The 23,544-nt window shown below is 60.9% G+C and carries 22 protein-coding genes; 18 read left to right on the forward strand and 4 right to left on the reverse strand.

What is annotated here, in order from left to right; translation table 11 throughout:
• Window positions 1–56: 56 nt before the first annotated feature.
• From PQG80_RS00775 to PQG80_RS00785, 3 genes are all read left to right on the forward strand, one after another.
• Window positions 57–1,043, forward strand: a complete 987-nt coding sequence (locus PQG80_RS00775; RefSeq protein ID WP_271749210.1) for an HD-GYP domain-containing protein — start codon at window positions 57–59, stop codon at window positions 1,041–1,043.
• Window positions 1,044–1,087: 44 nt separating this feature from the next.
• Entirely contained in the window at window positions 1,088–1,786 is a 699-nt protein-coding gene (locus PQG80_RS00780) for a Crp/Fnr family transcriptional regulator (protein ID WP_271749211.1), read from the forward strand.
• 310 nt (window positions 1,787–2,096) lie between these two features.
• Entirely contained in the window at window positions 2,097–4,334 is a 2,238-nt protein-coding gene (locus PQG80_RS00785; protein ID WP_271749212.1) for an endonuclease MutS2, read from the forward strand.
• A gap of 472 nt (window positions 4,335–4,806) precedes the next feature.
• Here PQG80_RS00785 and PQG80_RS00790 read toward each other — a convergent pair whose 3' ends face one another.
• Both PQG80_RS00790 and PQG80_RS00795 read right to left on the reverse strand, forming a co-directional pair.
• Entirely contained in the window at window positions 4,807–6,048 is a 1,242-nt protein-coding gene (locus PQG80_RS00790) for a DUF6786 family protein (protein WP_271749213.1), read from the reverse strand.
• A 13-nt stretch (window positions 6,049–6,061) separates the two neighbouring features.
• Entirely contained in the window at window positions 6,062–6,733 is a 672-nt protein-coding gene (locus PQG80_RS00795; RefSeq protein ID WP_271749214.1) for a GntR family transcriptional regulator, read from the reverse strand.
• A gap of 189 nt (window positions 6,734–6,922) precedes the next feature.
• On the opposite strand from PQG80_RS00795, the gene PQG80_RS00800 reads away from it, so the two are divergent.
• The 11 genes from PQG80_RS00800 to PQG80_RS00850 all read left to right on the forward strand — a co-directional run bounded on the left by PQG80_RS00800 (window position 6,923) and on the right by PQG80_RS00850 (window position 16,760).
• Entirely contained in the window at window positions 6,923–7,630 is a 708-nt protein-coding gene (locus PQG80_RS00800) for a PIG-L deacetylase family protein (RefSeq protein ID WP_271749215.1), read from the forward strand.
• Between the two features lie 40 nt (window positions 7,631–7,670).
• Window positions 7,671–8,444 (forward strand): SDR family NAD(P)-dependent oxidoreductase, encoded by a 774-nt coding sequence (locus tag PQG80_RS00805; RefSeq protein ID WP_271749216.1) that lies wholly within the window; start codon window positions 7,671–7,673, stop codon window positions 8,442–8,444.
• Window positions 8,445–8,459: 15 nt separating this feature from the next.
• Window positions 8,460–8,774: a cupin domain-containing protein gene (locus tag PQG80_RS00810; RefSeq protein ID WP_271749217.1), complete on the forward strand. Its 315-nt coding sequence runs from the start codon at window positions 8,460–8,462 to the stop codon at window positions 8,772–8,774.
• 25 nt (window positions 8,775–8,799) lie between these two features.
• Window positions 8,800–9,921: a mandelate racemase/muconate lactonizing enzyme family protein gene (locus tag PQG80_RS00815; protein ID WP_271749218.1), complete on the forward strand. Its 1,122-nt coding sequence runs from the start codon at window positions 8,800–8,802 to the stop codon at window positions 9,919–9,921.
• A gap of 11 nt (window positions 9,922–9,932) precedes the next feature.
• A complete protein-coding gene (locus PQG80_RS00820) occupies window positions 9,933–10,943 on the forward strand; it encodes a zinc-dependent alcohol dehydrogenase (protein WP_271749219.1) in 1,011 nt (336 codons plus the stop codon).
• A 31-nt stretch (window positions 10,944–10,974) separates the two neighbouring features.
• Window positions 10,975–11,874, forward strand: coding sequence for a fumarylacetoacetate hydrolase family protein (locus tag PQG80_RS00825; protein WP_271749220.1), 900 nt, complete (start codon window positions 10,975–10,977; stop codon window positions 11,872–11,874).
• Between the two features lie 153 nt (window positions 11,875–12,027).
• Complete coding sequence (locus tag PQG80_RS00830) at window positions 12,028–12,867, forward strand: hypothetical protein (RefSeq protein WP_271749221.1); 840 nt, start codon at window positions 12,028–12,030, stop codon at window positions 12,865–12,867.
• Window positions 12,846–13,094, forward strand: coding sequence for a hypothetical protein (locus PQG80_RS00835; protein WP_271749222.1), 249 nt, complete (start codon window positions 12,846–12,848; stop codon window positions 13,092–13,094). The genes PQG80_RS00830 and PQG80_RS00835 overlap by 22 nt, the downstream gene beginning before the upstream one ends.
• Before the next feature lie 189 nt (window positions 13,095–13,283).
• Window positions 13,284–15,098: a translation elongation factor 4 gene (lepA, locus tag PQG80_RS00840; RefSeq protein WP_271749223.1), complete on the forward strand. Its 1,815-nt coding sequence runs from the start codon at window positions 13,284–13,286 to the stop codon at window positions 15,096–15,098.
• 163 nt (window positions 15,099–15,261) lie between these two features.
• Complete coding sequence (gene hemW / locus PQG80_RS00845; protein ID WP_271749224.1) at window positions 15,262–16,440, forward strand: radical SAM family heme chaperone HemW; 1,179 nt, start codon at window positions 15,262–15,264, stop codon at window positions 16,438–16,440.
• 62 nt (window positions 16,441–16,502) lie between these two features.
• Window positions 16,503–16,760 carry a YkgJ family cysteine cluster protein gene (locus PQG80_RS00850; RefSeq protein WP_271749225.1) on the forward strand — a complete coding sequence of 86 codons (258 nt, stop codon included), beginning with the start codon at window positions 16,503–16,505 and terminating at the stop codon, window positions 16,758–16,760.
• A 260-nt stretch (window positions 16,761–17,020) separates the two neighbouring features.
• Here the strand turns inward: PQG80_RS00850 and PQG80_RS00855 are convergent, their stop codons facing one another.
• The gene (locus tag PQG80_RS00855) at window positions 17,021–18,244 is read right to left on the reverse strand and encodes an MFS transporter (RefSeq protein ID WP_271749226.1); all 1,224 of its coding nucleotides are present in this window, start codon (window positions 18,242–18,244) and stop codon (window positions 17,021–17,023) included.
• Between the two features lie 24 nt (window positions 18,245–18,268).
• Window positions 18,269–19,054: a TrmB family transcriptional regulator gene (locus PQG80_RS00860; RefSeq protein WP_271749227.1), complete on the reverse strand. Its 786-nt coding sequence runs from the start codon at window positions 19,052–19,054 to the stop codon at window positions 18,269–18,271.
• 198 nt (window positions 19,055–19,252) lie between these two features.
• Between PQG80_RS00860 and PQG80_RS00865 the strand changes: the two genes are divergently transcribed.
• The 4 genes from PQG80_RS00865 to dnaK all read left to right on the forward strand — a co-directional run bounded on the left by PQG80_RS00865 (window position 19,253) and on the right by dnaK (window position 23,421).
• Window positions 19,253–19,720, forward strand: coding sequence for an N-acetyltransferase (locus PQG80_RS00865; RefSeq protein ID WP_271749228.1), 468 nt, complete (start codon window positions 19,253–19,255; stop codon window positions 19,718–19,720).
• A 152-nt stretch (window positions 19,721–19,872) separates the two neighbouring features.
• Window positions 19,873–20,898, forward strand: a complete 1,026-nt coding sequence (gene hrcA / locus PQG80_RS00870) for a heat-inducible transcriptional repressor HrcA (RefSeq protein ID WP_271749229.1) — start codon at window positions 19,873–19,875, stop codon at window positions 20,896–20,898.
• Window positions 20,899–20,943: 45 nt separating this feature from the next.
• Window positions 20,944–21,513 carry a nucleotide exchange factor GrpE gene (grpE, locus tag PQG80_RS00875; RefSeq protein WP_271749230.1) on the forward strand — a complete coding sequence of 190 codons (570 nt, stop codon included), beginning with the start codon at window positions 20,944–20,946 and terminating at the stop codon, window positions 21,511–21,513.
• A gap of 57 nt (window positions 21,514–21,570) precedes the next feature.
• Window positions 21,571–23,421, forward strand: a complete 1,851-nt coding sequence (gene dnaK, locus PQG80_RS00880) for a molecular chaperone DnaK (RefSeq protein WP_271749231.1) — start codon at window positions 21,571–21,573, stop codon at window positions 23,419–23,421.
• The last annotated feature ends 123 nt before the right edge of the window (window positions 23,422–23,544 follow it).

Raw genomic sequence — 23,544 nt, forward strand, 5'->3', positions numbered from 1 at the left:
CTAATAGTAATATCGAATCACAATAGAGAAACAACAAGGATCGGGAGTGAGAGACTGTGCGGTTAGTACGTGCAGACCAGCTGGCGGAAGGCGACACGCTGGGACGAAGCATTTACACGTCTGAGGGACGTTTGATTTTAAGGCAGGGCGTCGTTCTGGATCGGCGTCTGATCGAGGGGCTGAAGAAGCGCAACCTTCGCTATCTATTCATCGAAACGACCGAAGCTTACGGCGCCGATCCCCGCGCGCTGAAGCAAAATCTGCGAGAGCAGATGAAGGATCTGCTGGCGCTCGTCATGGATACCGTGCTACGCGGCGGGACGGTCCCCGTCGAGCCGGTGCTGGAGTGGGCCGAGCAAATGTCCGGTATCGTGATGGAAGAGCGCGACCTGCTGTATCACTACGAGGACCTGCTACGCGGAGAAGGCAACCTGATCGCGCACAGCGTCAATGTGTGCTTTCTCTCGATGCTGACGGCCAAGGCGCTCGGCTATACGAGACAGCGGATTCAGAGCGTGGCCGTAGGCAGCCTGCTGCACGATATCGGATTGTTCAGGCCGCATGACGGCACGATGGTCATCAACCATCCGCAGGTCGGATACGAGCTGCTCCGGCAGTCGTCCGGCGTATCGCAGGCTGCGCTTCGCATCGTCATGCAGCATCACGAGCAGCTCGACGGCAGAGGCTTCCCGCTCGGGACCAGGGGCGCGGAGCTGTCGGAGGAGGCGCAGATCTGCGGCCTTTGCAGCGATTTCGACTATTTTATGAACGATATGCTCGCGGACAAGCTGCCTTGTGGAGGAATTGAGTACGTCATGTCGAAAATAGATACTTCATACAGCTATGCCGTCGTCCGCGGCTTCCTGAAAGCATTCGTCCCTTATCCGGTCGGCACCGAGCTCAGGCTCACCGGCGGGCTTCAAGCGACGGTCGTCGAACTGAACAAAGGACATCTGGCCAGGCCGATCGTCCGCCTGAACCAGTTCGGCACGAAGTTCAACTTGATGGAGCATCCAAGCTTTATGGTGGAGGCTGTCGTCTGAGGGGGACGCTCGGCGCAGCTGCACACACGCGCAAGGGGGCTAATATGCCGATCACCGCCACCAAGCTGAGGTCGATTCCGTTTTTCAAGGGCATCGATCCCGCATTGTTCGACCGCGTTCTTCCGTACGTGCAGGAGAAGGTGTACCGCAAAGGCTCGATGATCTTCCTCGAGGGCAGCGAAGGCGACGAGATCTACTTCATCCTCTCCGGCTCGGTCAGCATCCACACGATTAACAAGTCCAAAAAGGTCGTACTCGCCTTTTTCCACGAAGGGGATTACTTCGGCGAGATGGCGCTCATCAAGCCTGGGCTCGTTCGCTCTGCCACGGCGGAGACCGCTTCGCAGACCCGGCTGCTCTCGCTGCGGCGTTCGCATTTCCAGCTGCTTTTCGAGAATGACCGCAACCTGCTGCACTACCTCGTCGAAGATACGATGAACCGGCTACGTAAGGCCAACCAACAGATTTACGATCTGACCTTTCTCAGCGTCCGCTCGCGCATCATCAAGCGCCTGACCTCCTGGTGCGAGGAATACGGCGGCGCTTCGGATCCGTCCGCGCCCGTCCGTATCCCGATCAAGCTCACGCATCAGCAGCTCGCAGACATGGTCGGCGCCGTCCGGGAGACGGTGTCCAAGGTGCTCCAGGACATGCAGGACGAGGATCTGATCCAGATTCAGCAGAAGATGATTCAGGTCAAGGATCGGGCCCGGCTGGAAAAACTGCTTGTGAACGAGATGTAGTTATGATAAAGTGATCTCAACTTTGTTTATCAAAAAGGGGAACACCTTGATGTCTGCGACGGTTCTGAACTGATCAATTGGATAGCCCGTTAGAACAAGCGCCCGCAAGGGATCGAGCGACTCGGTCTTTTTGTTTTGTTGCGCGCGTTCTGCGGCTCTGATTGCCAGGGAGGAACTGTCCGACATTCCGTCCATCGCTGCGGCGAGGAGCGGGAATGCGAACCGTGCCCATCAGGCACGGTTTTTTTTGCGCATTTTTCGCCGTGTTCGCAAGTCCCCACCCTTCATAACAAAGGAGCATCCCCTAACCATGAGATCCAGTTCCCTCGATAAATTAGAATACGCGCGCGCGATCGAAGCCGTCGTATCCCGCACCTCCACTTATATGGGCCGTCGCCTCGCAGAGCGATTGGCCCCCCTGCACGACGCCCGCGTCATCGCCGCGCGCCTCGCGGAGACCGAGGAGACCCGCACGATGATCGACAAAGGGATGCATGTCCCTCTCCCGTCCATGGAGGGCATGGAAGACCTGTTCGCCTTGCTGGGCACGGGCTATGTCCCGAGCGAGCAGCAGTTCGGCATGCTGGCGCAATTCGTGCGCAGCTGCGGTCAACTGCGCAGGTTCATGGCCTCCAAGGCAGCCGCGGCGCCGACGGTCGCCGCTTATGCGTCGTCCATGCACGAGCTGGACGGACTGCTCGCCGAGATCGAGGGCTGCATCGACCGCGGACGCATCCTGGACGGTGCCAGCCAGGAGCTCGGACGCATCCGGCGTAAGCTGCGGCAAGCGGAGGAGAAGCTGCAGAAGCGGCTCGACGGACTGCTATCCAAGCACGCCGAGCACCTTCAGGACCGCATCGTGAGCACGAGGGGCGGGCGGTACGTGTTGTCGGTCAAAAAAGAGCATCGGCGCAAAGTGTCCGGAACGGTGCTCGACGAATCCGCGAGCGGGCAGACGGTGTTCGTGGAGCCGTCGGAGACGGCGGGCCTGCAGATGGAGCTGTCCGCGCTCCGCGCCGAGGAGCAGCGCGAGGAGCTTCAGGTGCTGGCGCGGCTGACCGGCGAAGCGGAGCTCGCGCTGCCGCAGCTGTCGGTGAACGCGGAATCGGTGGCGCACTACGACTTCCTGCTGGCGAAGGCCAAGTGGGCGCTCGCGATCGGCGCGCTGCCGCCCGAACTTACGGACGACGGCACGTTCGAGCTGCGCAAGGCTCGCCACCCGTTCCTGAGCGCGAAGCCGGTGCCGCTGGATATTGCCATGGATGCCGGCTACCGGTCGCTGCTCATTACCGGGCCGAATACAGGCGGCAAGACGGTCGCGCTCAAGACGGTCGGCCTGCTCACCCTGATGGCCCAGACCGGCCTGCTCATACCGGCGGCAGCGGGCAGCCGGGTCGGCGTGTTCCGTGCGATCGAGGCCGATATCGGCGACGGCCAGAGCCTGGACCGGTCGCTCAGCACCTTTTCCTCGCATATCCGCAACGTCACCGACATCCTGGCCGTCGCGGACCGCTCGACGCTCGTGCTGCTCGACGAGCTGGCGACAGGGACGGATCCCGGGGAGGGCGTCGGGCTGTCGATCGCCGTGCTCGAGGAGCTCTACCGCCGCGGGGCGGCGGTGCTCGCCACGACGCACTTCAACGAGATCAAGGAATACGCGAGATTGGCGCCGGGCTTCCGCAACGCCCGCATGGCCTTCGACGAGGATACGTTGCAGCCGCTGTACCGGCTAGACATGGGCGAGGCGGGCGACAGCTATGCGTTCGTCATCGCGCGCAAGTTCGGCATCGGCGAGGAGATCATCGCCCGGGCCAAGGAGATCGCCCGGGGACTGAAGGGCGGAGCGGGCCGAGGCGTGAGCGCGGAGGCGCAGCGCGAAGGCGTGGAAAGTAGCAGCGGGTGCGGAGAGGCGCAGCGCGAAGGCGTGGAAAGAAGCAGCGGGAGCGGAGAGGCGCTGCGCGATGGCGTGGAGAGGAGCGGCGGAAGCGGAGAGGCGCTGCGCGAAGGCGTGGAGCGGAGCGGCGGAAGCGGAGAGGCGCTGCGCGAAGGCGTGGAGCGTAGCAGCGGAAGCGGGCACTCGCTGCGCGAAGCCGTGAAGGGGATTTTGCCGGCGGAGCGGATCGAAGCGGGGGCAAGCAATGCAGCGGGAGAGGTGACTGCGGCCCGCAAAGGGAAAGGACCCGGTGCAGGCGAAGCCGGGCGCGAGCGTAAGGAGCTTGCGGCTGGAGCCAACGGCGAACGACAGGAGCCGGCCGCTGTGCAGCCCGAACTTGGCGTTGGCGACGTCGTCTGGATTCCGTCGCTCGGACAGCGGGGAGTCATCTACCGGCTCGCGGACGAGCGCGGCAACCTGATCGTGCAAATCCGCGGCGCCAAGCAGCTGATCAACCACAAGCGGGTGAAGTTGCAGATCGAGAGCAAGCACCTGTACCCGGAAGATTACGATATGGACATCGTCTTCGATACGGTCGACAACCGCAAGAAGCGCAGCCTCATGGCCAAACGGCATGTGGAGGGGCTGAAGATCGAGCGGGAGGATCTCGAATAGCGTTATGCAAAAACCGCTTCTCCTCGGAGGAGCGATTTTTCTATGACCATAAACTCTTGCTCGCGCATCGCCTCTCGTAGTGAAGGCGATGACTTAGCCGCGAGACCAAGTACGCGGTTCCCTCTCGTAATGAAGGCGATGACAGCGCCGAACGTCCAAACATGCGCATCGCCTCTCGTAGTGAAGGCGATGACAGCGCCACGAGGCCAAGTACGCGCATCGCCTCTCGTAATGAAGGCGATGACAGCGCCGCACGGCCAAGTGCGCATATCGTCTGTTGTAGTGAAGGCGATGACAGCGCCGCACGGCCAAGTGCGCATATCGTCTGTTGTAGTGAAGGTGATGACTTCGCCGCGCGTCCAAATACGCGCATCCCCTCTCGTAGTGAAGGCGATGACAGCGCAGCGCGACCAAGATCGCGAAACCCTCTCGTAGTGAAGGCGATGAAAGCTGTTTATGGCTCTATTTCTAACTAAAGCCCAGACGGCGAGACGTCGTCCATCCCGAGCAGCAGCGTGGCGATTTCCCTTATTTTCTCCATCGGTCCCGTAAAGTGATATACTTGCGACTCATCCGTCGCCCGCCCGGGCTTGTCGATCCTCAGGGCGGGCGATTGATATTCAAGCTCGGCAAAGCCGCCGAGCTGGCCGCCGTCGTTGTAAATCTGCATGCAGGAGCCAAGATAATCGGGCCGGTCCGGCGGATAATCGGGGTAGATGCCGGCGGGGTTTACGCTGAACTGCCGCACCAGAAGACTGCTGTCGGATGCGTCGAGACGGCGGATATAGCCGTAGCGCCCGGTTGAGGCGACGGCGTCGAACGACAGCTTGTAGCTGTAGTCGCCGCCGCAAGGGATGCGAATGCCATAGTCCGTCGCTACAATGTCGGCCGGCTCCCGCTGGGCGAACATCGTCAGCGGAGGCACGCGACCTCGTGTAGGCACCAGCGCGACGCCGCCGGCGGGCACCTGCATGATGCTCCACAGGCTGCAGTAGCCGGACGGACCGGTTGCTCCGCACTCATTGGTTGCCTTGATCCCATCGTTTGCGTCTCGCTCATTGCTCGCCATGCTCCTAACGGCCGCGCCGCACTCATTGCTTGCCATACTCCCATCGGCCGCCTCGCTCTCATCGGGCGCCTCGCTCTCATCGGGCGCTCCACTCCCATAAGCCGCCCTGCTCTCATCGACCTCCCCGCAACTGTCCGCCGCCAAGGGCTCCAAACGAAGCGCCGTGCGGACCTTGCAGCCGATATAGTGGACGCCGGTCCAGTCGCGCGCGGACAAGGAGGCATTCATGCGAAGCGGGTTCGGCAGCGTCGCGAATCGCTTTTCCAGCTCCAGCCGGATCGTCGCGGCCGCAGCGCGGTGGCGCAGCTCGCAGGCCATCCGCACCGAGGCTTCGCGCTCTGAACGTCCGATCAGCGTCCAATGTCCCGGATCGAGCTGCGGCGGGACCGCATAGTCGCCGGCGCCGTCTACGAAGAAATCGAGCTCGGGGCTGATCCAGGTGCGGTCGCCGCCCGTATTCCATTCGCCGGCGTCCAGCGCCGTCGGGTGTCTCCAGAACGACGTGCCTTCATATGCCCCCGGGACGGACATATCGAGCAGCCGTCCGCCCCGCGCGAGGAGCAGCAGGGAACCGCCGTCCTCGCCGGTCAGCTTGACATAGGGTTCGTTCGCCTGCCTAAGACTCGCTTCCAACGTATCGGACAACCGTATCCTCTCCTTATTCGTCCTTCTCGTCGAAGCAGAGCAGGCAGTCCTCGTCCCGGATATGCCGGGTCCACAACGCTTCGATCCCTTCGTCGCTCTCGTTCCGCAAGGCCGCCAGCAGCGCGGCATGCTCCGCGGGCACCCGTCCCAGATCGCCGAACGCGCCGGTATTCTTAATGAAGTGCAGGCGCAGCCGATTTACGATGCCAAGCCAGATCTGCTGCGTATAGGACGACTCGTCGAGCGACAGCACCTGTTCGTGGAACCGGATATCGGCTTCAGCCAGCGCGAATAAGTCGTCCTCGGACGCGGCCCGCTTCATTTCCCCCACGATCGCCTCCAAGGTCTCGAAGAACGCCTCGTCCCGCTTATCCCGGCTTTGCTTCAGCACGAACAGCTCCAGCTGCAGACGCACCGGGATGAGCAGACCGACGACCTCCTCCTTGCGCACGTCGGCGACCGCCGTCTCCCGGTAGGGAGAGCTCACGACAAGGCCGAGCGCTTCCAGATCCCGCAGCGCCTCGCGCAGCGGACCTCGGCTGACGTTCATCTGCTTGGAGATGTCGAGCTCCCGCAGCTTGTCGCCCGGCTTCAGATGGCCGCGTACGATCGCATCGCGGATGTCCGCGAAGACGCGCTGGCGCAGCGACAGGTTTTCCTGGCTTTTGAATTGGTAGGGCTTCATATCTCAGGCTCCCAGCATGGTTTAATTCGAACGTCCTGCAAGCGAATGCCCCCAGTATAGACCACCGTCGGGATAAATTCAACGATCAATTGTCGATGATTGATTGTTGACAATATACCAAATGCAAAGTTATGATGGGCTCATTGCCAAGGCTAACCGCCTAAGCTCATCGCTAAGGGAGGTAAGGAAATGAACATTTTGGCCATATGCGCGCATCCGGACGACGCCGAGATTCTGTGCGGCGGCACGTTGGCGAAGTACGCGGCGCGCGGGGACAAGGTGACGATCGCGATCTCGACCAACGGCGAAGTCGGCTCACCGACATTGCCGAAGGCGGAGATCGCCGAGATTCGCCGGCAGGAAGCGAAGTCCGCCGCGGACCTGATCGGAGCGGACCTGATCTGGATGGGATATCCGGACGAATTTCTGTTCGATAACGAGGCCACGCGCCTGTCGTTCATCGAAGCGATGCGCGCGAGCGGGGCCGAGGTCGTGCTGACGCACTGGCCGGACGATCTATACAACCCGGACCATACGGTGACCGGCCGGATCGCCAACGACGTGGCCATCATGACGACGGTGCCGAATATCGTGACAGCGAGTCCCGTGCTAAAGAAGATTCCGATCGTTTATTTCGTCGACAGCATGGCCGGCATCGGCTTCCAGCCCGACGAATACGTGGACGTCACGGATTTTATCGATACGAAAAAACGCATGGTGGCGCAGCACGAGAGCCAAGTCGGCGATTGGCTACAGGACCAGTACGGATCCAACACGATGGAGATGATCGAGGTTGTCTCGCGGTTCCGCGGCATTCAGTGCGGGGTCCGCTACGCAGAGGGCTTCGTCCGGGCCAAGGCCTATCCGCGCAACATCGTAAGTTCATTGCTGCCCTGATCGAAGGCATGGATAACGTCCGGAGGGAGGCGATTCGCAAATGAGGCGATTCATAGGGAAGACGGCGATCGTCACGGGGGGCGCGTCGGGCATCGGGCTCTCCACCGCCAAGCTCCTGGCTTCGGAGGGCGCCACGGTCGTCATCGCGGGACGCGACGAACGACGGGGAACTGCCGCGCTGGCGGAACTCTCGGCGATCGGCGGCAAGCCGCTGTTCGTTCAGGCAGATATCAGCGACGAGGATGCCGTTCGGCGATTGATCGGCAGCGTCAGGACGCATGCCGGGCGCATCGACATATTAATCAATAATGCCGCGATGTTTTACGAGAGCGACTTCCTGCAGGAGACGACGGACCGCTGGCGCGCCGTGTTCGATACGATCGTGAACGGCGCCTATTGGTGCACGCGCGAAGCCGCGCTCGCGATGAAGGAGCAGGGCAGCGGCGCGATCGTGAATGTTTCATCCATCAACGGCGTCCGCGCTCTGAACCGTTCCAGCCATTACAACTCGGCCAAGGGCGCGCTCGACCAGTTGACAAGATGCACGGCGGCGGAACTGTCGCCCTACGGCATTCGGGTGAACGGCGTGGCGCCGGGCTTTATCGACACAGGCCTATCCGTCGTCGGCGGCGAGAACGAGCTGGAGACCGAATGGTTCAAGCAGTACTACGTGCGGGAACGCAAGATTCCGCTGGCAAGGCCCGGGCAATCCGAGGAAGCGGCGGCCGTCATTGCTTTCCTGGCTTCCGACGCGGCTTCCTACGTACAGGGCGCGATCGTGCCCGTTGACGGAGGATTGTCGATTACGTTTTAGAGAGGTGGGTTCGCGATGCCGATCGATGAATGGCAGCAGATCAATCCGCTGATCCGCCGTAAAGTATTTCCCCCGGGAGAGCGGCTGATGAGCATGGCGATCGAATTCAAAAAGGGCGGAGCGGGCCCGGAGCACGCGCATCCGCATGAGCAGCTGGGCTATGTCGTGTCCGGAAAAATCAGGATGCGGCTGAACGGCGCCGAGATTATCGCCTCGGCTGGGGAGCAAGTATGCGTGCCGGGCGGCGTATCCCATTCCGTCGAAGCGCTTGAAGATTCGCTGGTGCTGGAAGCGTTCACCCCTTTGCGGGAGGACCTGCTGGGAAGTTAGCGACTGGAAAAGGAGCTGGGGAAAAGTGAAGATCACCGAGGTCGAAGCGATTTATCTGAGCATACCCGACTTGGACGCCGAGCAGTGCGACGGCACGCAGGATACGCTCGTCATCCGCATTCATACGGACGAGGGCATCGTCGGCGTCGGCGAGGTCGATTCGTCGCCGCTCGTCGCGAAGGCCGTCGTGGAGGCGCCTGCCTCGCACTCGATCGCGACGGGTCTGCGAAGTCTGCTCATCGGGGAGAATCCGATCGAGATCGAGCGGCTGTGGGACAAGATGTACCGCGGCACGATCTACTTCGGCCGTACGGGCCCGGCGCTGCATGCGATCAGCGGCGTCGACATCGCGCTGTGGGACATTCTGGGCAAGACGATGAACCGTCCGGTCTGCGAGATGATGGGCGGCGTGTTCAACCGCAGGCTGAAGGCCTACGCCAGCGCCCTGATGCCGGAGACGATCGAAGAAGCGGCAGCCATGGCGGAGCGATACGCCAAGCTCGGCTACAAGGCGATGAAGTTCGGCTGGGGGCCGATCGGCCGGGACGCCAAGTTCGACGAAGCGCAGATCAAGGCGATCCGCGCGGCCGTCGGCGACGACATCGACGTCATGATCGATGCCGGACTCGCCTGGGATCTGAAGGGCGCGCTTCGCATGACGGAGGTATACGAGCGGTACGGCGTCTACTGGCTGGAGGAGCCCGTTCACTCGAACGATATCGCCGGATATCGCGCGCTGGCGGACCGCAGCCGCATCTCGATCGCGGGCGGGGAGCAGGAGAGCGGCCGGATGGCCTTCCAGCGGCTGCTCGACGAGGGACACCTCGACATCATCCAGCCCGACCTGGCACGCGTCGGCGGCTTGACCGAGGGCAAGCGAATCGCGTACCTGGCATACGACCGCCACAAGAAGGTCGTTCCCCATGCCTTCAAGACCGGCATTCTCGTCGCGGCCAGCACGCACTTCGCGGCGGCGATCCCGAACGGCTTCATGATCGAATACACCGTATCGAACTCGCCGCTCGCCCGCGATCTGGTGAGCCTGGAGATCGAGTTCAAGGACGGCTACGTGACCGTGCCGACCGATCGTCCCGGTCTCGGCATCGAGATCGACGAACAGGTATTGAATCGCTACAGGATCCGATAGGAGGATAACGCATGACGCAGACGATGCGGGCGCTGGTCTATGAGGGACCTAGGCTCATGAATATGAGGACGGTGCCGGTACCGGAGCCGGCGGCGGGCGAAGTGCTGGTGAAGATCGAGCGGGTCGGCATCTGCGGCTCCGAGCTGAGCGGCTACCTCGGCCACAATTCGCTGCGCAAGCCGCCGCTCGTGATGGGTCATGAATTCGCGGGCACGATCGCGAGGACAGGGAACGGCGAGTCGCGATTCAAGCTTGGAGACCGGGTGGCGGTCAATCCGCTGCAGACTTGCGGCCGATGCAGGGACTGTCTGAGCGGCGAGGCTCAGCTGTGCCCGGACCGCATGCTGCTCGGCGCGCATTTGCCGGGCGCGTTCGCCGAATATGCGGTCGTGGCCGAGACCAACGTATACCCGATTCCGGACGGGCTGACTTTCGACCTGGCCGCGATGGCGGAGCCGCTGGCATGCGCCGTCCACCTGTGCCGGCTGATCGCGCTGCAGCCGGCAGACCGGCTGCTGGTAATGGGCGCGGGACCGATCGGCTTGTTCGCGGTCGCGGCCGCGCGGCTGCTCGGTCTCCGCGAAGTGGTCGTGGCCGATCTGAATGCCGACCGGCTGCGCATCGCCGCGGAGCTCGGCGGCATCCCGGCCCATGGCGACGCCGAGATCGAGCGCCTGAAGCCGCCAGAAGGCTTCGAGGCCGCGGTGGACGCCGTCGGCCTGCAGGCAACGCGGCAGCGCTGCGTAGCATCGGTCCGCAGAGGCGCGCGGATCGGCCTCACGGGATTGCATGAAGCGGACAGCGCGCTGCCCGTCAATACGATCATCCGCGAGGAACTCAAGCTGCTCGGGGCCTTCGCCTACGCGGCGCAGGACTTCGAGCAGGCGCTGCGGTGGATCGCCGACGGCAAGATCGACCTGATGCCCTGGACGGCGCAGCGTGCCCTGGACCAGGGGACCGAAAGCTTCGAGACGCTGATCGGCGGCCCCGGTTCGATCGCGAAGATATTGCTTCGGCCATAATTTTATCCTTATTTGAGAGAGGGAACGATAAATGAAGCTGGCGAATTATTACGGCGCCGACGGCGGCCGGAGGCTGGCCGTCCTGGCGGAAGGGCGGCTGCTGGATGTCGAACGCATGGCTTCGAGTTCGGGAGCGGCATGGTCCGCCCGGTCGACGGACGAGCTCATCGGCGAAGGGGAGACGGCGCTGTCGGCGCTGGCCGGACTGGTCGAGGAAGCGTTACGCGACGAGTCGTCTATACAAGCGTGCGCATTGAATATGGAAGATACGACGTTTGCGCCCTCGGTCGCGAAGCCGGGAAAGATCATTTGCGTCGGCTTAAATTACAAGAAGCATGCGGAGGAGACCGGGGCGGCGGTGCCGGCTTATCCGATTTTATTCAATAAATTCTCGAACAGCCTCGCCGCTCATGGAGACTGCATCCGCGTTCCCGGCGTAACCGCCAAAATGGATTACGAGGCGGAGCTGGCCATCGTTATCGGCAAAGCCGCCTTCGATGTAAAAGAGGACGACGCGCTGGATTACATTTACGGCTATTGCGCAGCCAACGATCTGTCGGCCCGGGATCTGCAGCTGCGCACATCCCAGTGGATGCTCGGCAAGAGCCTCGACGGCTTCTGCCCGCTCGGTCCCTGGCTGGTCACCGCGGACGAAGTCGGCGATCCGAACCGTCTGGAGATCCGGAGCTACGTAAACGGTGAGCGGCGGCAAAATTCCAACACGAGCGACATGATCTTCGATTGCAAGACGATCGTCAGCTACGTCAGTCGGCACATGACGCTGCAGCCCGGCGACGTCATTCTGACGGGGACGCCGGAAGGCGTAGTGATGGGTTACCCGGAGGAGCGGCAGAATTATTTGAAGCCGGGAGATGTCGTAGAAATCGAGATCGAGAAGCTGGGCAGGCTGAGCAATGTTTTGATCGCGTAGGGCCGTTAGGCGTTTTGCAATGGCTCATCATGGTAAGTAAACCGAAAAAGCTGCGCATAGCGGCTTTTTTTCATATGTATTCGCCAATCTCTAATCTTCCATAATTCTCCTGCCGATAAAAGGCAATCAAATAATATTTGGAGGAATTTGGTTGTGAAAATTCAGGGTTCGTTTTTTCCGGCGGGGCTGACTACGGTACCCAAGTCGATGATCCAGTCGGCTTTGAAAATGAGCAACCGAACGGATTTCTTATCGCCGTTGACGATCTCGCCCGGCGGGAGCGCCAAGTCCGAATTCCTTGAGCGATTCCGCAGAGCGCTGAACCCCGATTCCAGCCCGGCCGCGTATATTCCCTCTTATGCGGAGGCTTACGCGAAAATCCGGGAAGAAATATTAAGCCGCGGGGACGGCGCACAGGAGACGTCATTGAAGCTCTTGGATGAGGTATACGGCGAGGTAACGGGCGAAGCCGCGGATCGGTTGGCCGACAGCTTCGACGCCTTTTTCAACGGAATTAACCGCCATTTGGCAGGATACCGGATGGCGGAGGGCCCGCCGGAATTCGACCGCGAGGCATTTCGCAGCCATTTGACGGGCTTGGCGGAGGAGGCGAAACGGATTGCGCTTGCGCATCCCGGGGAGGTGGCCTCTAACCTGAAGAACGGCGGACCCGCCGATACATTGGAGTCGATGGGTTACCGGGACATTGAGGCTCTATCCGGCGCGTTGCAGGCCGTGAGTTCGACGCGTCCGCCGATCGCGGCCGGTGGCGATCCGGCTAAATTCGGCGCAGCGGTAGGGAACTGGGAGGCGGACACCCGACGGATTCTGAACGCCGCCGGTCTCTCGGATAGCGTCAAGGACGCATCGCTGCGTCAACTGCATGCGAATGCGCAGCCAGGCTCAAAACGGGAGCGTAAACGCAAGCGGCGGACGCCTACAAGAACAAGATCGACGAGACGATTAAGAAATTGGCGCACCTCGCCTATCTGATTGGCGCGATCAACGGCAAGCTGGATCAATTAAAAGGCCTGGATCCCGGCGATCCCCGCATTCAAAGCATGCTGCGAAGGGAACAGGATCTGGAAAAGAGTCGGAGCGAATATTCTTCTGAACTCAAATCTCATCAAGAAAGTCTGAAAAAGCTGGAAGAAGATCCGGATTCCGTAGAAGGTACCGCTGTATATCGCGATATCAAATCGGCATACGAGGCTTCATAAAGGGTTTTTCCCCATAATCGGCGCCGGCATGGACGTATCCGTGGACCTCATCTCGAGTTCATGATGGGCCAGCAGACGTCTTAAGCGTCGAGGCGCGCAGCTGGGCGATTGCCGCTCCTTGACCCTGCTGATATAATAGATGGGATAGCCGGACTACGGCATGTATCGGTGGAGGTAAGGACAAAGAAGATGGCAGACATCCAACACAAGCAAAGCCATATTCGCAATTTTTGCATCATTGCGCATATCGACCACGGCAAGTCGACGCTGGCCGACCGCATTCTGGAATATACGGGCACGCTGACCGCGCGCGAGATGCAGGACCAGGTGCTCGACTCGATGGACCTCGAGCGGGAGCGGGGCATCACGATCAAGCTGCAGGCCGTACGGCTTAAGTATAAGGCCGACGACGGCGAGATCTATACGCTGAATCTGATCGATACGCCGGGACATGTCGACTTTACCTATGAGGTATCCCGGAGTCTTGCGGCCTGCGAGGGCGCGCTGCTTATCGTAGACGCGGCCCAGGGGATCGAGGCGCAGACGCTGGCGAACGTATACCTCGCGCTGGACAACAACCTGGAGATTCTGCCGGTTATCAACAAGATCGATCTGCCAAGCGCCGAGCCGGAGCGGGTCAAGCAAGAGGTCGAGGACGTCATCGGTCTCGACGCGAGCGAAGCCGTGCTAGCCTCCGCGAAGAACGGCATCGGCATTAAGGAGATCCTTGAGCAGGTCGTGCATAAGGTACCGGCGCCGCAGGGCGATCCGGAAGCGCCGCTCAAGGCGCTCATTTTCGACTCCTACTACGATGCATACAAAGGCGTCATTTGTTACATCCGCGTCATCGACGGCAAGCTCCGCGCGGGCACGCCGATCAAGTTCATGGCGACGGGCGCGACGTTCGACGTTATCGAGGTCGGCACGTTCATGCCGCGCGCGACGATCATCGACGAGCTGGGACCCGGCGACGTCGGCTTCGTGACGGCGTCAATCAAGAACGTCAAGGACACGCGCGTGGGCGATACGATCACGAACGCGAAGCGGCCGACCGCCGAGGCGCTCCCCGGGTATCGCGGCATCAATCCGATGGTATTCTGCGGTCTGTACCCGATCGAGTCGTCGGACTACAACGACCTGCGGGACGCGCTCGAGAAGCTTGAGCTGAACGACGCCTCGCTGCGCTTCGAGCCGGAGACCTCGCAGGCGCTCGGCTTCGGCTTCCGCTGCGGCTTCCTCGGCATGCTGCATATGGAGATCATCCAGGAGCGAATCGAGCGCGAGTTCAACATTCCGCTCATCACGACGGCGCCGAGCGTTGTGTACAAGGTCACGCTGACCAACGGTACGCAGATGGACATCTCGAACCCCTCGGAGTATCCGGAAGCGGGCAAGCTCGATTACGTCGAAGAGCCGTACGTCAAGGCATCGATCATCGTGCCGAAGGATTATGTGGGCGCCATCATGGAGCTGTGCCAGGGCAAGCGCGGCGAGTTCATCGACATGCAATATCTCGATGCGAACCGCGTCACGCTTAAGTACGATATCCCGCTCGCCGAGATCGTGTACGACTTTTTCGACCAATTGAAGTCCGGCACCAAGGGATATGCTTCGTTCGACTACGAGCTCACGGGCTATCGTCAGTCCAACCTGGTCAAAATGGATATTCTATTGAATGCCGAGCAGGTGGACGCCTTGTCGTTCATCGTTCACCGGGACCGCGCCTATCAGCGCGGACGCGTCATTTGCGAGAAGCTGAAGGACCTGATCCCGCGCCAGATGTTCGAGGTGCCGATCCAGGCGGCCGTCGGACAGAAGATCGTCTCCCGCGAGACGATCAAGGCCATGCGCAAGAACGTCCTGGCCAAGTGCTACGGCGGCGACATCTCGCGTAAGCGCAAGCTGCTCGAGAAGCAAAAGGAAGGCAAGAAGCGCATGAAGCAAGTGGGCAACGTTGAGGTGCCGCAGGAAGCGTTCATGGCGGTGCTGAAGCTGGACGACTAATGGAAGGCGGACGGAAGAGCTTCAACCGTTACCGACGCGTTCTTCCGCGCCATCGAACATCTGACAGTCGAACGATAGCAGCAGGCTCTCCGGAGGACTAGGTCCCGGGGAGCTTTTGCTTCCTATGAACATGCCGCGCCGTCACCCGAGAGGAGATTAACTTATGAACGTAACCGCGACGGTTCCGCCGATTCATGCGTGGACGCCTAGAGCGCTATATATACACATTCCTTTTTGCACGAACAAATGCTACTACTGCGATTTCAATTCCTACGTGGCCGCCGGCCAGCCGATCGATGCCTACCTGGACGCGCTGGAGCGGGAGATGGAGAATACGGTGAAGACGCTGCCGCCGGAGACGATCGGCAAGGTGTTCGTCGGCGGCGGTACGCCAACCGTGCTGAACCCTGCGCAGATGAAGAGATTCCTGGATGCGGTAAACCGGCATTTCCCGATCGCGGCCGGTGCCGAGTTCACGATGGAGGCGAACCCGGGCACGACCGATCCGGACAAACTCGCGGCGATGAGAGCGGGCGGCGTCAACCGGATCAGCTTCGGGGCGCAGACGTTCGACAACGCCCTGCTCGCGGCCATCGGCCGCATCCATGAGGCGGACGACGTGGTGAACAGCATCGCGAACGCCAAGGCGGCCGGATTCACGAATCTGTCCATCGACCTGATGTTCGGCTTGCCCCGGCAGACGCTGCAGCAGCTGGCCGACAGCCTGGAGCGGGCGCTCGAGCTCGACTTGCCGCATTATTCCCTGTACAGCTTGAAGGTAGAGGAGAACACGCTGTTCCACCGGCTGTACGAACGCGGCGAGCTGCCTCTTCCGGAGGAGGACGTCGAGGTCGAGATGTTCGCGCATCTGCGCCGGCGGTTGACCGAGGCCGGATACGGGCATTACGAGATCAGCAACTTCGCCCGTCCCGGCTTCGAGAGCCGCCACAACTCAGCTTATTGGCACAATGAGCCTTACTATGGGCTCGGCGCCGGCGCTCACGGGTATGCGCTCGGCGAGCGGCATTTGAATATTAAGGGTGTGCAGCCCTATATAGACGCCGCAATGGCCGGGCTGCCGCGCCTCGAGCGTCATGCCGTGCCGGTCAAGGAAGCGATGGAAGACTTTATGATGGTAGGCCTGCGGCTGCGGGCCGGCGTGCGGGATGCGGACTTCGCGCTTCAATTCGGCGGCGCGAGCCTGAGGGGGGCGTTCGGTCCGGTGCTGGACAAGCTGCTGGCGCAGGGACTGCTCGAGCGCACGTCCGAAGACGACGGCTACAGGCTGAGCGAGGCGGGCGTACCGCTAGGCAACGAGGTGTTCGGGGCGTTTTTGGACTAAGCGGCGCACGAAGCGGAGTGTTTGTCTAATCTAAAACGAAGTCTGGCTAAGGGGGATGCGAGATGGAGTGTAGAACTGGATGCGGCGCATGCTGCATTGTCGTCTCGATCTCCTCGCCGATCCCCGGCATGCCGGATGGCAAGCCAGCGGGCGTACGTTGCGTCCAGCTCACGAAGGACAACCGCTGTTCGATATTCGGTCGTCCCGAGCGACCCGCAATATGCGGTCAACTCCAGCCGTCTGCCGAAATGTGCGGGGTGGGGGATGAGCACGCTTTTGCCTATTTGGCCGAGCTTGAGCGGTTGACGGCACCGCGATAGGATACAAAGAGGGCCCTTGCGCAACGCGCAAGGGCCCTTTTGTTGCGAGGGAGCGAGTAGGTGGCGCCAACCTGCCGCCCCCGCGGCCCGCAGCGCCTCTCGTAGAGAAGGCGATGGCGCCAACCGCGCCTCCGCGGGCCGTATCGCCTCACGTAGTGAAGGCGATGGCGCCAACCGCGCCTCCGCGGGCCGTATCGCCTCACGTAGTGAAGGCGATGGCGCCAACCGCGCCCGGGGCACTCAGCTACCTTGCCCGAAGCTCACCGCCCGCGCAGCTCCGCGTCCTTGGGAAGCAGCAGCGTGAAGATGCCGAGCAGCGGCAGATAGGCACAAATATGCATGACCGTGGATATGCTGGTATGGTCTGCGATCTCGCCGAGCAGGGCGGATCCGAGGCCGCCGAGGCCGAAGGCCAGGCCGAAGAATAGGCCGGACACGAGCCCGATTTTACCGGGCAGCAACTCTTGCGCGTAGACCACGATGATCGAAAACGCAGAGGAAAGCACGAATCCGGCGCAGATGCACAGTACTGCGGACCAGAATGGGTCGGCGTATGGGAGGGCGATGGAAAACGGCGCTGTGCCCAGTATGGACAGCCATATAATGTTGCGCCTGCCGAACCGGTCGGCCAGCGGCCCTCCGATGAAGGTGCCGGCGGCGGAAGCGACGAGGAAGGCGAACAGGTACCACTGCGCCTGCTGCTTGCCCACGCCGAAGTCGTCGATCAGGTACAGCGAATAGAAGCTCGTGAAGCTGGACAGGTATACGTGCTTGGAAAAGACGAGCAAAACGAGAATGCCGACGGACATGCGTACTTTGCCGGCGCTTAGCCTGAAGGCCGAGACTCCTGCATCCGAAGCGGGAGCAGCGGTTTTCTTAGGCCTGGGTGCCGATCCCGCGGCGGCGTACCAGCGGGCGACCAGCGTCTGCAGGACGATGCCGGCGACGGCAGCGACGACGAACAGCAGGACGCCCTTCTGTCCGAGCGGGATGAAGATGAGCGCGGTCATGACCGGACCGAGCGAGCTGCCGATATTGCCGCCGACCTGGAAGATCGACTGCGCCAATCCGCGGTTGTTGCCGGCGGCCAGATAGGCGACGCGCGAAGATTCGGGGTGGAAAACGGCCGAGCCGATGCCGATCGCCGTTACGGACGCCAGGACGGTCCCGAAGTTGGGCGCGAGCGCGAGCATGACGACGCCAAGCAGCGTGAAGCATACGCCGAACGGCAGAATATAAGGACGCGGTTTTTTGTCGGCGAACCAGCCGATGAGCGGCTGTAGGAACGAAGCCGTGATATTCATCATAAAAGCGATCAAGCCGATCTGTCCGTAGCTTAAATGTTGCGATTCCCGGAGCACCGGGAACAGCGCGGTAACAGTCGATTGCATCGAGTCGTTGAGCAAATGAACCGTACTGATCATGAACAGAATCGGAAAAATGGTGGCGTTGACGGGCAGCGAACGTGCGGCCGCTATTTTCATGTGGCGATTTCTCTCCCTATGTCCTCATTCGAGTCCGTAATCTTGGCGATAACGCTCGAGCAGCTTCTCGTAGTCGGCGCCATAAGCCTGGTCGAGCTCGGTGCCGAAGTCGCGCTCGATATCCATCATCATGACGTCGTGGTGAAACGCTTGCTTGAGCACGTGCGCCACCGCGGGATGGTTCGTCTCGAGCGCTGCGGGGTTGCCGGCTGCGCCGAAGCTGCCGATAAATCCTTCCTTCCAGTCGCATAACACGTAATAATCGCGAGCGTCTCCGGACTGCCACATCTCCATCCGCTTGTGCGTGCGTACGTGCCGGAGCTTCGACCTGACTTGGCCGAGCGTGATCGCCACGACGACCACGCCCCGCGCTTCTGCGTCCAGCAGCAGCGGTTCCAGCTCCGCGAAGTCCTCGCTCCAGACGTCCACGACGATGGAGCGCTCCGCGTTCACGATCATCCGGCGGAGCGACGAACGGATGTTGGCTTCGCCGGTCCAATTATAGAAGGAAGCGGCCGGCGCCTGCGGCTTGAGCTCGCTGACGAGCACGTCGGCATTCTCGTCGAACTCGGAGCGAAGCATGCGCACGACTTGGCCGATGGGCACGGCGCCGTACATCACCGGATCTCCTTCGGCGGCTCGGCATACGCCCTTGTCCGCAAGCGACCTCAGCGCCGCATAGACGTTCGTCCGCGAGACGGAGACGCGCCGCGCCACCTCGTACCCGGATAGCGACGCTTCCTCGTGAAGCGCCAGATAGCATCGGGCCTCGAGCTCGGACAGACCGAGCCGTTTAAGCCTTTCGATCATGGAAAATCCGCTCCTCTAACTAGTAGTATTTATGAATACTACTTATTGAGGCTTATTATGGATGGGTAATAAAACCTTGTCAATCCGCATTCTGACTTACGGCGAATATTCTATTGAGAATTCATTCGTTTTATTGTATATTTATTCACATCATCTTATTAACGGGCGCCGTCGGCGCGAACGGAAAGCAGGGAGACCGTGAATACGACCATCGTGAGCCGCAAGGCGAAGCCGGGAGACGTCGAGGCTTTATACCAACTGATTCAGGGATACGCGGAAAAGGGAATCATGCTCCCTAGATCGAGAGATGCGCTGCTGCGCCACATCGATTCCTTCGTCGTGGTCGAAGACAACGGATTGTTGATCGGCTGCGGCTCGCTGTTCCGGCTCGGCTCCGATTTGGTCGAGATTCGTTCGCTTGGCATGAGCGAAGGCTACAAAGGCATGGGCATCGGTTCGAAGATCGTCGACGCGTTAATCGAGGAAGCCGGCCGAATGGGCATTCCGAAGGTCATGGCGCTGACTTACGAGGTCAAGTTCTTCTTGAAAAATGGCTTTGTCGTGGTGGACAAAGAGATTTTTCCAGAGAAAGTATGGACCGACTGCGTGCATTGCAGCAAACGAAACAACTGCGACGAGATCGCGGTGGTACGGATGCTGAAATAAGTCCGCATGAATATACCGGGCGAACGTCCCGCAACGATGCCGAACCGCCTCTGTCGTCTTGACACGACAGGCGCGGTTTGGTATTTTTGTAATAGTGATTAGCACTCATTGGTGTTGAGTGCTAACGACGGCGAGGAGGGGGAATCTGATTCATGCTAAGCGAACGTCAACGTATGATACTCAGCGCCATTGTGGACGACTATATTCGCTCGGCGGAGCCGGTCGGCTCGCGCAGCATTTCCAAGCGCAGCGACGTCTCGTTCAGCCCCGCCACCATCCGCAACGATATGGCCGATCTGGAGGAGCTCGGGCTGCTCGAGCAACCGCATACGTCCGCCGGACGTATTCCTTCCATTAAGGGATACCGTTATTACGTGGATCATCTCATCCATCAGGGCGGCGTGAAGGAGCAGGACGTGAAGCGCCTCCGAGGCCTGGTCGCGGAGAAGATGAACCACTGGGAGGGCGCCGTTAGTCATGCCGCGACCATCGTGTCGCAGCTGACCAATTATACTTCGATCGTGCTCGGACCGGACTCGTTCCACACGAGCCTGAAGCACTTCCAGCTGCTGCCGCTGACGGACACGACGGCGGTCGCCATCGTCGTCGCCAATACGGGGCACGTGGAGCATCGGACCATCTCCCTGCCGGACGGCGTGAGCATGGACGATATGCGCAGGATCGCGGGGCTGCTTAACGACAAGCTGACCGGCGTGCCTTTTTATAAGGTGAAGACGGTGCTGTATACTGAAGTGGCCAACGAGCTTCGGAGCTACGTCGACCATTGCGAGCATATCTTGTCCCTGCTCGAGGATACCCTGAAGGAAGATGCCGAGCCCAAGGTGTTCTTGAGCGGCGCGACCAACATCCTCATGCAGCCGGAGTTCAAGGACGTGGACAAGGTGAAGGGCATTTTGGACGTGCTCGAGGAGACGCCGCGCCTGATGCGGTTGTTTCAGTCGTTGTCCGACGGGATACAGGTACGGATAGGGACCGAGAACGGCGTAGAGGCGATCAACCAATGCAGTCTAGTGACGGCGACGATCTCCGCGGACGGACAATTGCTCGGCACGATCGGCATTCTGGGTCCGACGCGCATGGAGTACGGCAAGGTCATCGGAATGCTGGATTATTTAACCGGGGATCTGACCCGGCTTTACAACCGATTGTACAAATAACGCCCATAAGGGCAGACGGAACTTAACGAGGAAGGAGCCGGAGCAATGGATCAGGATTTGAAGCAGGACCCACACGCCGAAGACGCGGCGCAAGCGCCTGCGGACGCGGACGCAGCGAGCGAAGCGCAGTCCGGCCAGGCCGGAGAATCGACGGAGCCGGCGGAGGATGCCCGCTTCGAGGAGTTGAAGCGCCAGGCCGAGGAAGCCTACCAGCGTCAGCTGCGCGTGCAGGCAGACTTCGACAACTATCGCCGCCGCACGCTTAAAGAGACAGCGGACCTGCAGAAGTACGCTTCGGTCAAGCTGGTCACGAATCTGCTGCCGGTGCTCGACAACTTCGGCCGCGCGCTCGAGACTTCGTCCGAGGGGACGGAGAGCGATTCGTTCGTCAAAGGCATCGACATGATCAACCGCCAGCTCTGGCAGGTGCTCGAAGCCGAAGGGCTGAAGGCGATGGAACCGGTCGGCCAACCGTTCGATCCCGAGCTGCATCAGGCGATCATGCAGGTGGAGTCCGAGGAATACGAAGAGGGCGTCGTCGTCGAGGTCGTCCAGCCGGGCTATTGGCTGAGCGACAAGGTCATCCGTCCTGCCATGGTAAAGGTCAGCGGGTAACCGATACTTAATCTAATTTTTAAATTTTCGTACATTCAGACTGGAGGAACTTGAATCATGAGCAAAGTCATCGGCATCGACCTGGGTACCACCAACTCTTGCGTAGCGGTCATGGAGGGCGGCGAAGCCGTCGTCATCCCGAATCCGGAAGGCAACCGCACGACGCCTTCGGTCGTCGGCTTCAAGAAGGACGGAGAGCGCATCGTAGGCGATACGGCCAAGCGCCAAGCGATCACCAATCCCGATCGTACCGTCATTTCGATCAAGCGGCACATGGGCAGCAACCATAAGGAAACGATCGAAGGCAAGGATTACTCGCCGCAAGAGATCTCCGCGATCATCCTGCAGAAGCTGAAGTCCGACGCCGAAGCTTATCTCGGGCAGACGGTTACGCAAGCCGTTATCACCGTTCCCGCATACTTTAATGACAGCCAGCGTCAAGCGACGAAGGACGCAGGCGCGATCGCGGGCCTCGAAGTGCTGCGTATCGTCAACGAACCGACGGCCGCCGCGCTCGCTTACGGTCTCGAAAAAGCGGAAGATCAAACGATTCTCGTATTCGACCTTGGCGGCGGTACGTTCGACGTCAGTATCCTCGAACTCGGCTCCGGCTTCTTCGAAGTCAAGGCGACGAGCGGCGACAATCATCTGGGCGGCGACGACTTCGACCAGGCGATCATGGAATGGATGTCCGCCGAATTCAAGAAGGATCAAGGCATCGACCTTCTGAAGGACAAATCGGCCGTCCAACGTCTCAAGGACGCAGCCGAAAAAGCCAAGAAGGAACTATCCGGCGTGCTGCAGACGACCATCTCCCTCCCGTTCATCACGGTCGTCGACGGCGTGCCGCAGCATCTTGAGCTGAATCTCACCCGCGCCAAGTTCGACGAGATCACGGCGCCGCTCGTCGAGCGCACGATGGGCCCGACGCGCCAGGCGATGTCCGATGCGGGCCTCTCCGCTTCGCAGATCGACAAGATCGTTCTGGTCGGCGGCTCCACGCGCATCCCGGCCGTCCAGGAAGCGATCAAGCGCCTGACCGGCAAGGAGCCTCACAAGGGCGTGAATCCCGACGAAGTCGTCGCGCTCGGCGCGGCGGTCCAAGCCGGCGTCCTCACGGGCGACGTCAAGGACGTCGTACTGCTTGACGTCACTCCGCTCTCCCTCGGCATCGAGACGGCCGGCGGCGTATTGACCAAGATGATCGACCGCAACACGACGATTCCGACGAGCAAGTCGCAAGTATTCTCCACCTTCGCCGACAACCAGACGCAGGTCGAGATCCACGTGCTCCAAGGCGAGCGCGCCATGGCCCGCGACAACAAGACGCTCGGCCGCTTCAACCTGACCGACATCCCGCTGGCGCCGCGCGGCGTGCCGCAGATCGAAGTCACCTTCGACATCGACGCCAACGGCATCGTTAACGTCTCCGCCCTCGACAAGGGCACGGGCAAGAGCCAGAAGATCACGATTACGTCGTCCGGAGGCCTCTCCAAGGAAGAGATCGAGCGCATGCAGAAGGAAGCCGAGCTGCACGCCGAAGAAGACAACAAGCGCCGCGAGCTGATCGAGGCGAAGAACAGCGCGGACCAACTGGTCTACGCGGCCGACAAGGCCGTCAAGGACCTCGGCGACAAGGTCGACGCCTCCGAAGCCGCGAACGTCGAATCCGCCAAGGAAAAGGTCAAGAAGGCGCTTGAGGGCGACAACCTCGACGAGATCAAGGCGGCTTCCGACGAGTTGTCCGGCATCGTGCAGCAGCTGTCCGTGAAGGTTTACGAGCAAGCGGCGCAAGACGCGCAGGCAGCGCAAGGCGCAGCCGGCGGTGCCGACGAGGGATCCGGGTCCGCAAGGAAGGACAACGTCGTCGACGCCGACTACGAAGTCGTGGACGACGACAAGAAATAAGACAGCAGAATAACCGGCTGCCCTGCGGCAGCGAGTAGTCAAAGCCGGCTCCGCGCGGCGCTGCCTCCCGAGGCATGCGCGGCGGAACCCGCTTTGACTTTGTCATGGAGATGGAGGTTGAAC

Origin of the sequence: Cohnella rhizoplanae, from assembly GCF_948329515.1 — a bacterium.
Taxonomy (GTDB): Bacteria; Bacillota; Bacilli; order Paenibacillales; family Paenibacillaceae; genus Cohnella; species Cohnella rhizoplanae.

Bases quoted from the DNA above. Each gene is read 5' to 3' on its own strand.
- lepA (WP_271749223.1), top strand. From the start codon at position 13,284: ATGGCAGACATCCAACACAAGCAAAGCCATATTCGCAATTTTTGCATC.
- PQG80_RS00780 (WP_271749211.1), top strand. From the start codon at position 1,088: ATGCCGATCACCGCCACCAAGCTGAGGTCGATTCCGTTTTTCAAGGGC.
- PQG80_RS00820 (WP_271749219.1), top strand. From the start codon at position 9,933: ATGACGCAGACGATGCGGGCGCTGGTCTATGAGGGACCTAGGCTCATG.
- PQG80_RS00860 (WP_271749227.1), bottom strand. From the start codon at position 19,054: ATGATCGAAAGGCTTAAACGGCTCGGTCTGTCCGAGCTCGAGGCCCGA.
- PQG80_RS00805 (WP_271749216.1), top strand. From the start codon at position 7,671: ATGAGGCGATTCATAGGGAAGACGGCGATCGTCACGGGGGGCGCGTCG.
- hemW (WP_271749224.1), top strand. From the start codon at position 15,262: ATGAACGTAACCGCGACGGTTCCGCCGATTCATGCGTGGACGCCTAGA.
- PQG80_RS00800 (WP_271749215.1), top strand. From the start codon at position 6,923: ATGAACATTTTGGCCATATGCGCGCATCCGGACGACGCCGAGATTCTG.
- PQG80_RS00855 (WP_271749226.1), bottom strand. From the start codon at position 18,244: ATGAAAATAGCGGCCGCACGTTCGCTGCCCGTCAACGCCACCATTTTT.
- PQG80_RS00825 (WP_271749220.1), top strand. From the start codon at position 10,975: ATGAAGCTGGCGAATTATTACGGCGCCGACGGCGGCCGGAGGCTGGCC.
- hrcA (WP_271749229.1), top strand. From the start codon at position 19,873: ATGCTAAGCGAACGTCAACGTATGATACTCAGCGCCATTGTGGACGAC.
- grpE (WP_271749230.1), top strand. From the start codon at position 20,944: ATGGATCAGGATTTGAAGCAGGACCCACACGCCGAAGACGCGGCGCAA.
- dnaK (WP_271749231.1), top strand. From the start codon at position 21,571: ATGAGCAAAGTCATCGGCATCGACCTGGGTACCACCAACTCTTGCGTA.
- PQG80_RS00850 (WP_271749225.1), top strand. From the start codon at position 16,503: ATGGAGTGTAGAACTGGATGCGGCGCATGCTGCATTGTCGTCTCGATC.
- PQG80_RS00785 (WP_271749212.1), top strand. From the start codon at position 2,097: ATGAGATCCAGTTCCCTCGATAAATTAGAATACGCGCGCGCGATCGAA.
- PQG80_RS00810 (WP_271749217.1), top strand. From the start codon at position 8,460: ATGCCGATCGATGAATGGCAGCAGATCAATCCGCTGATCCGCCGTAAA.
- PQG80_RS00795 (WP_271749214.1), bottom strand. From the start codon at position 6,733: ATGAAGCCCTACCAATTCAAAAGCCAGGAAAACCTGTCGCTGCGCCAG.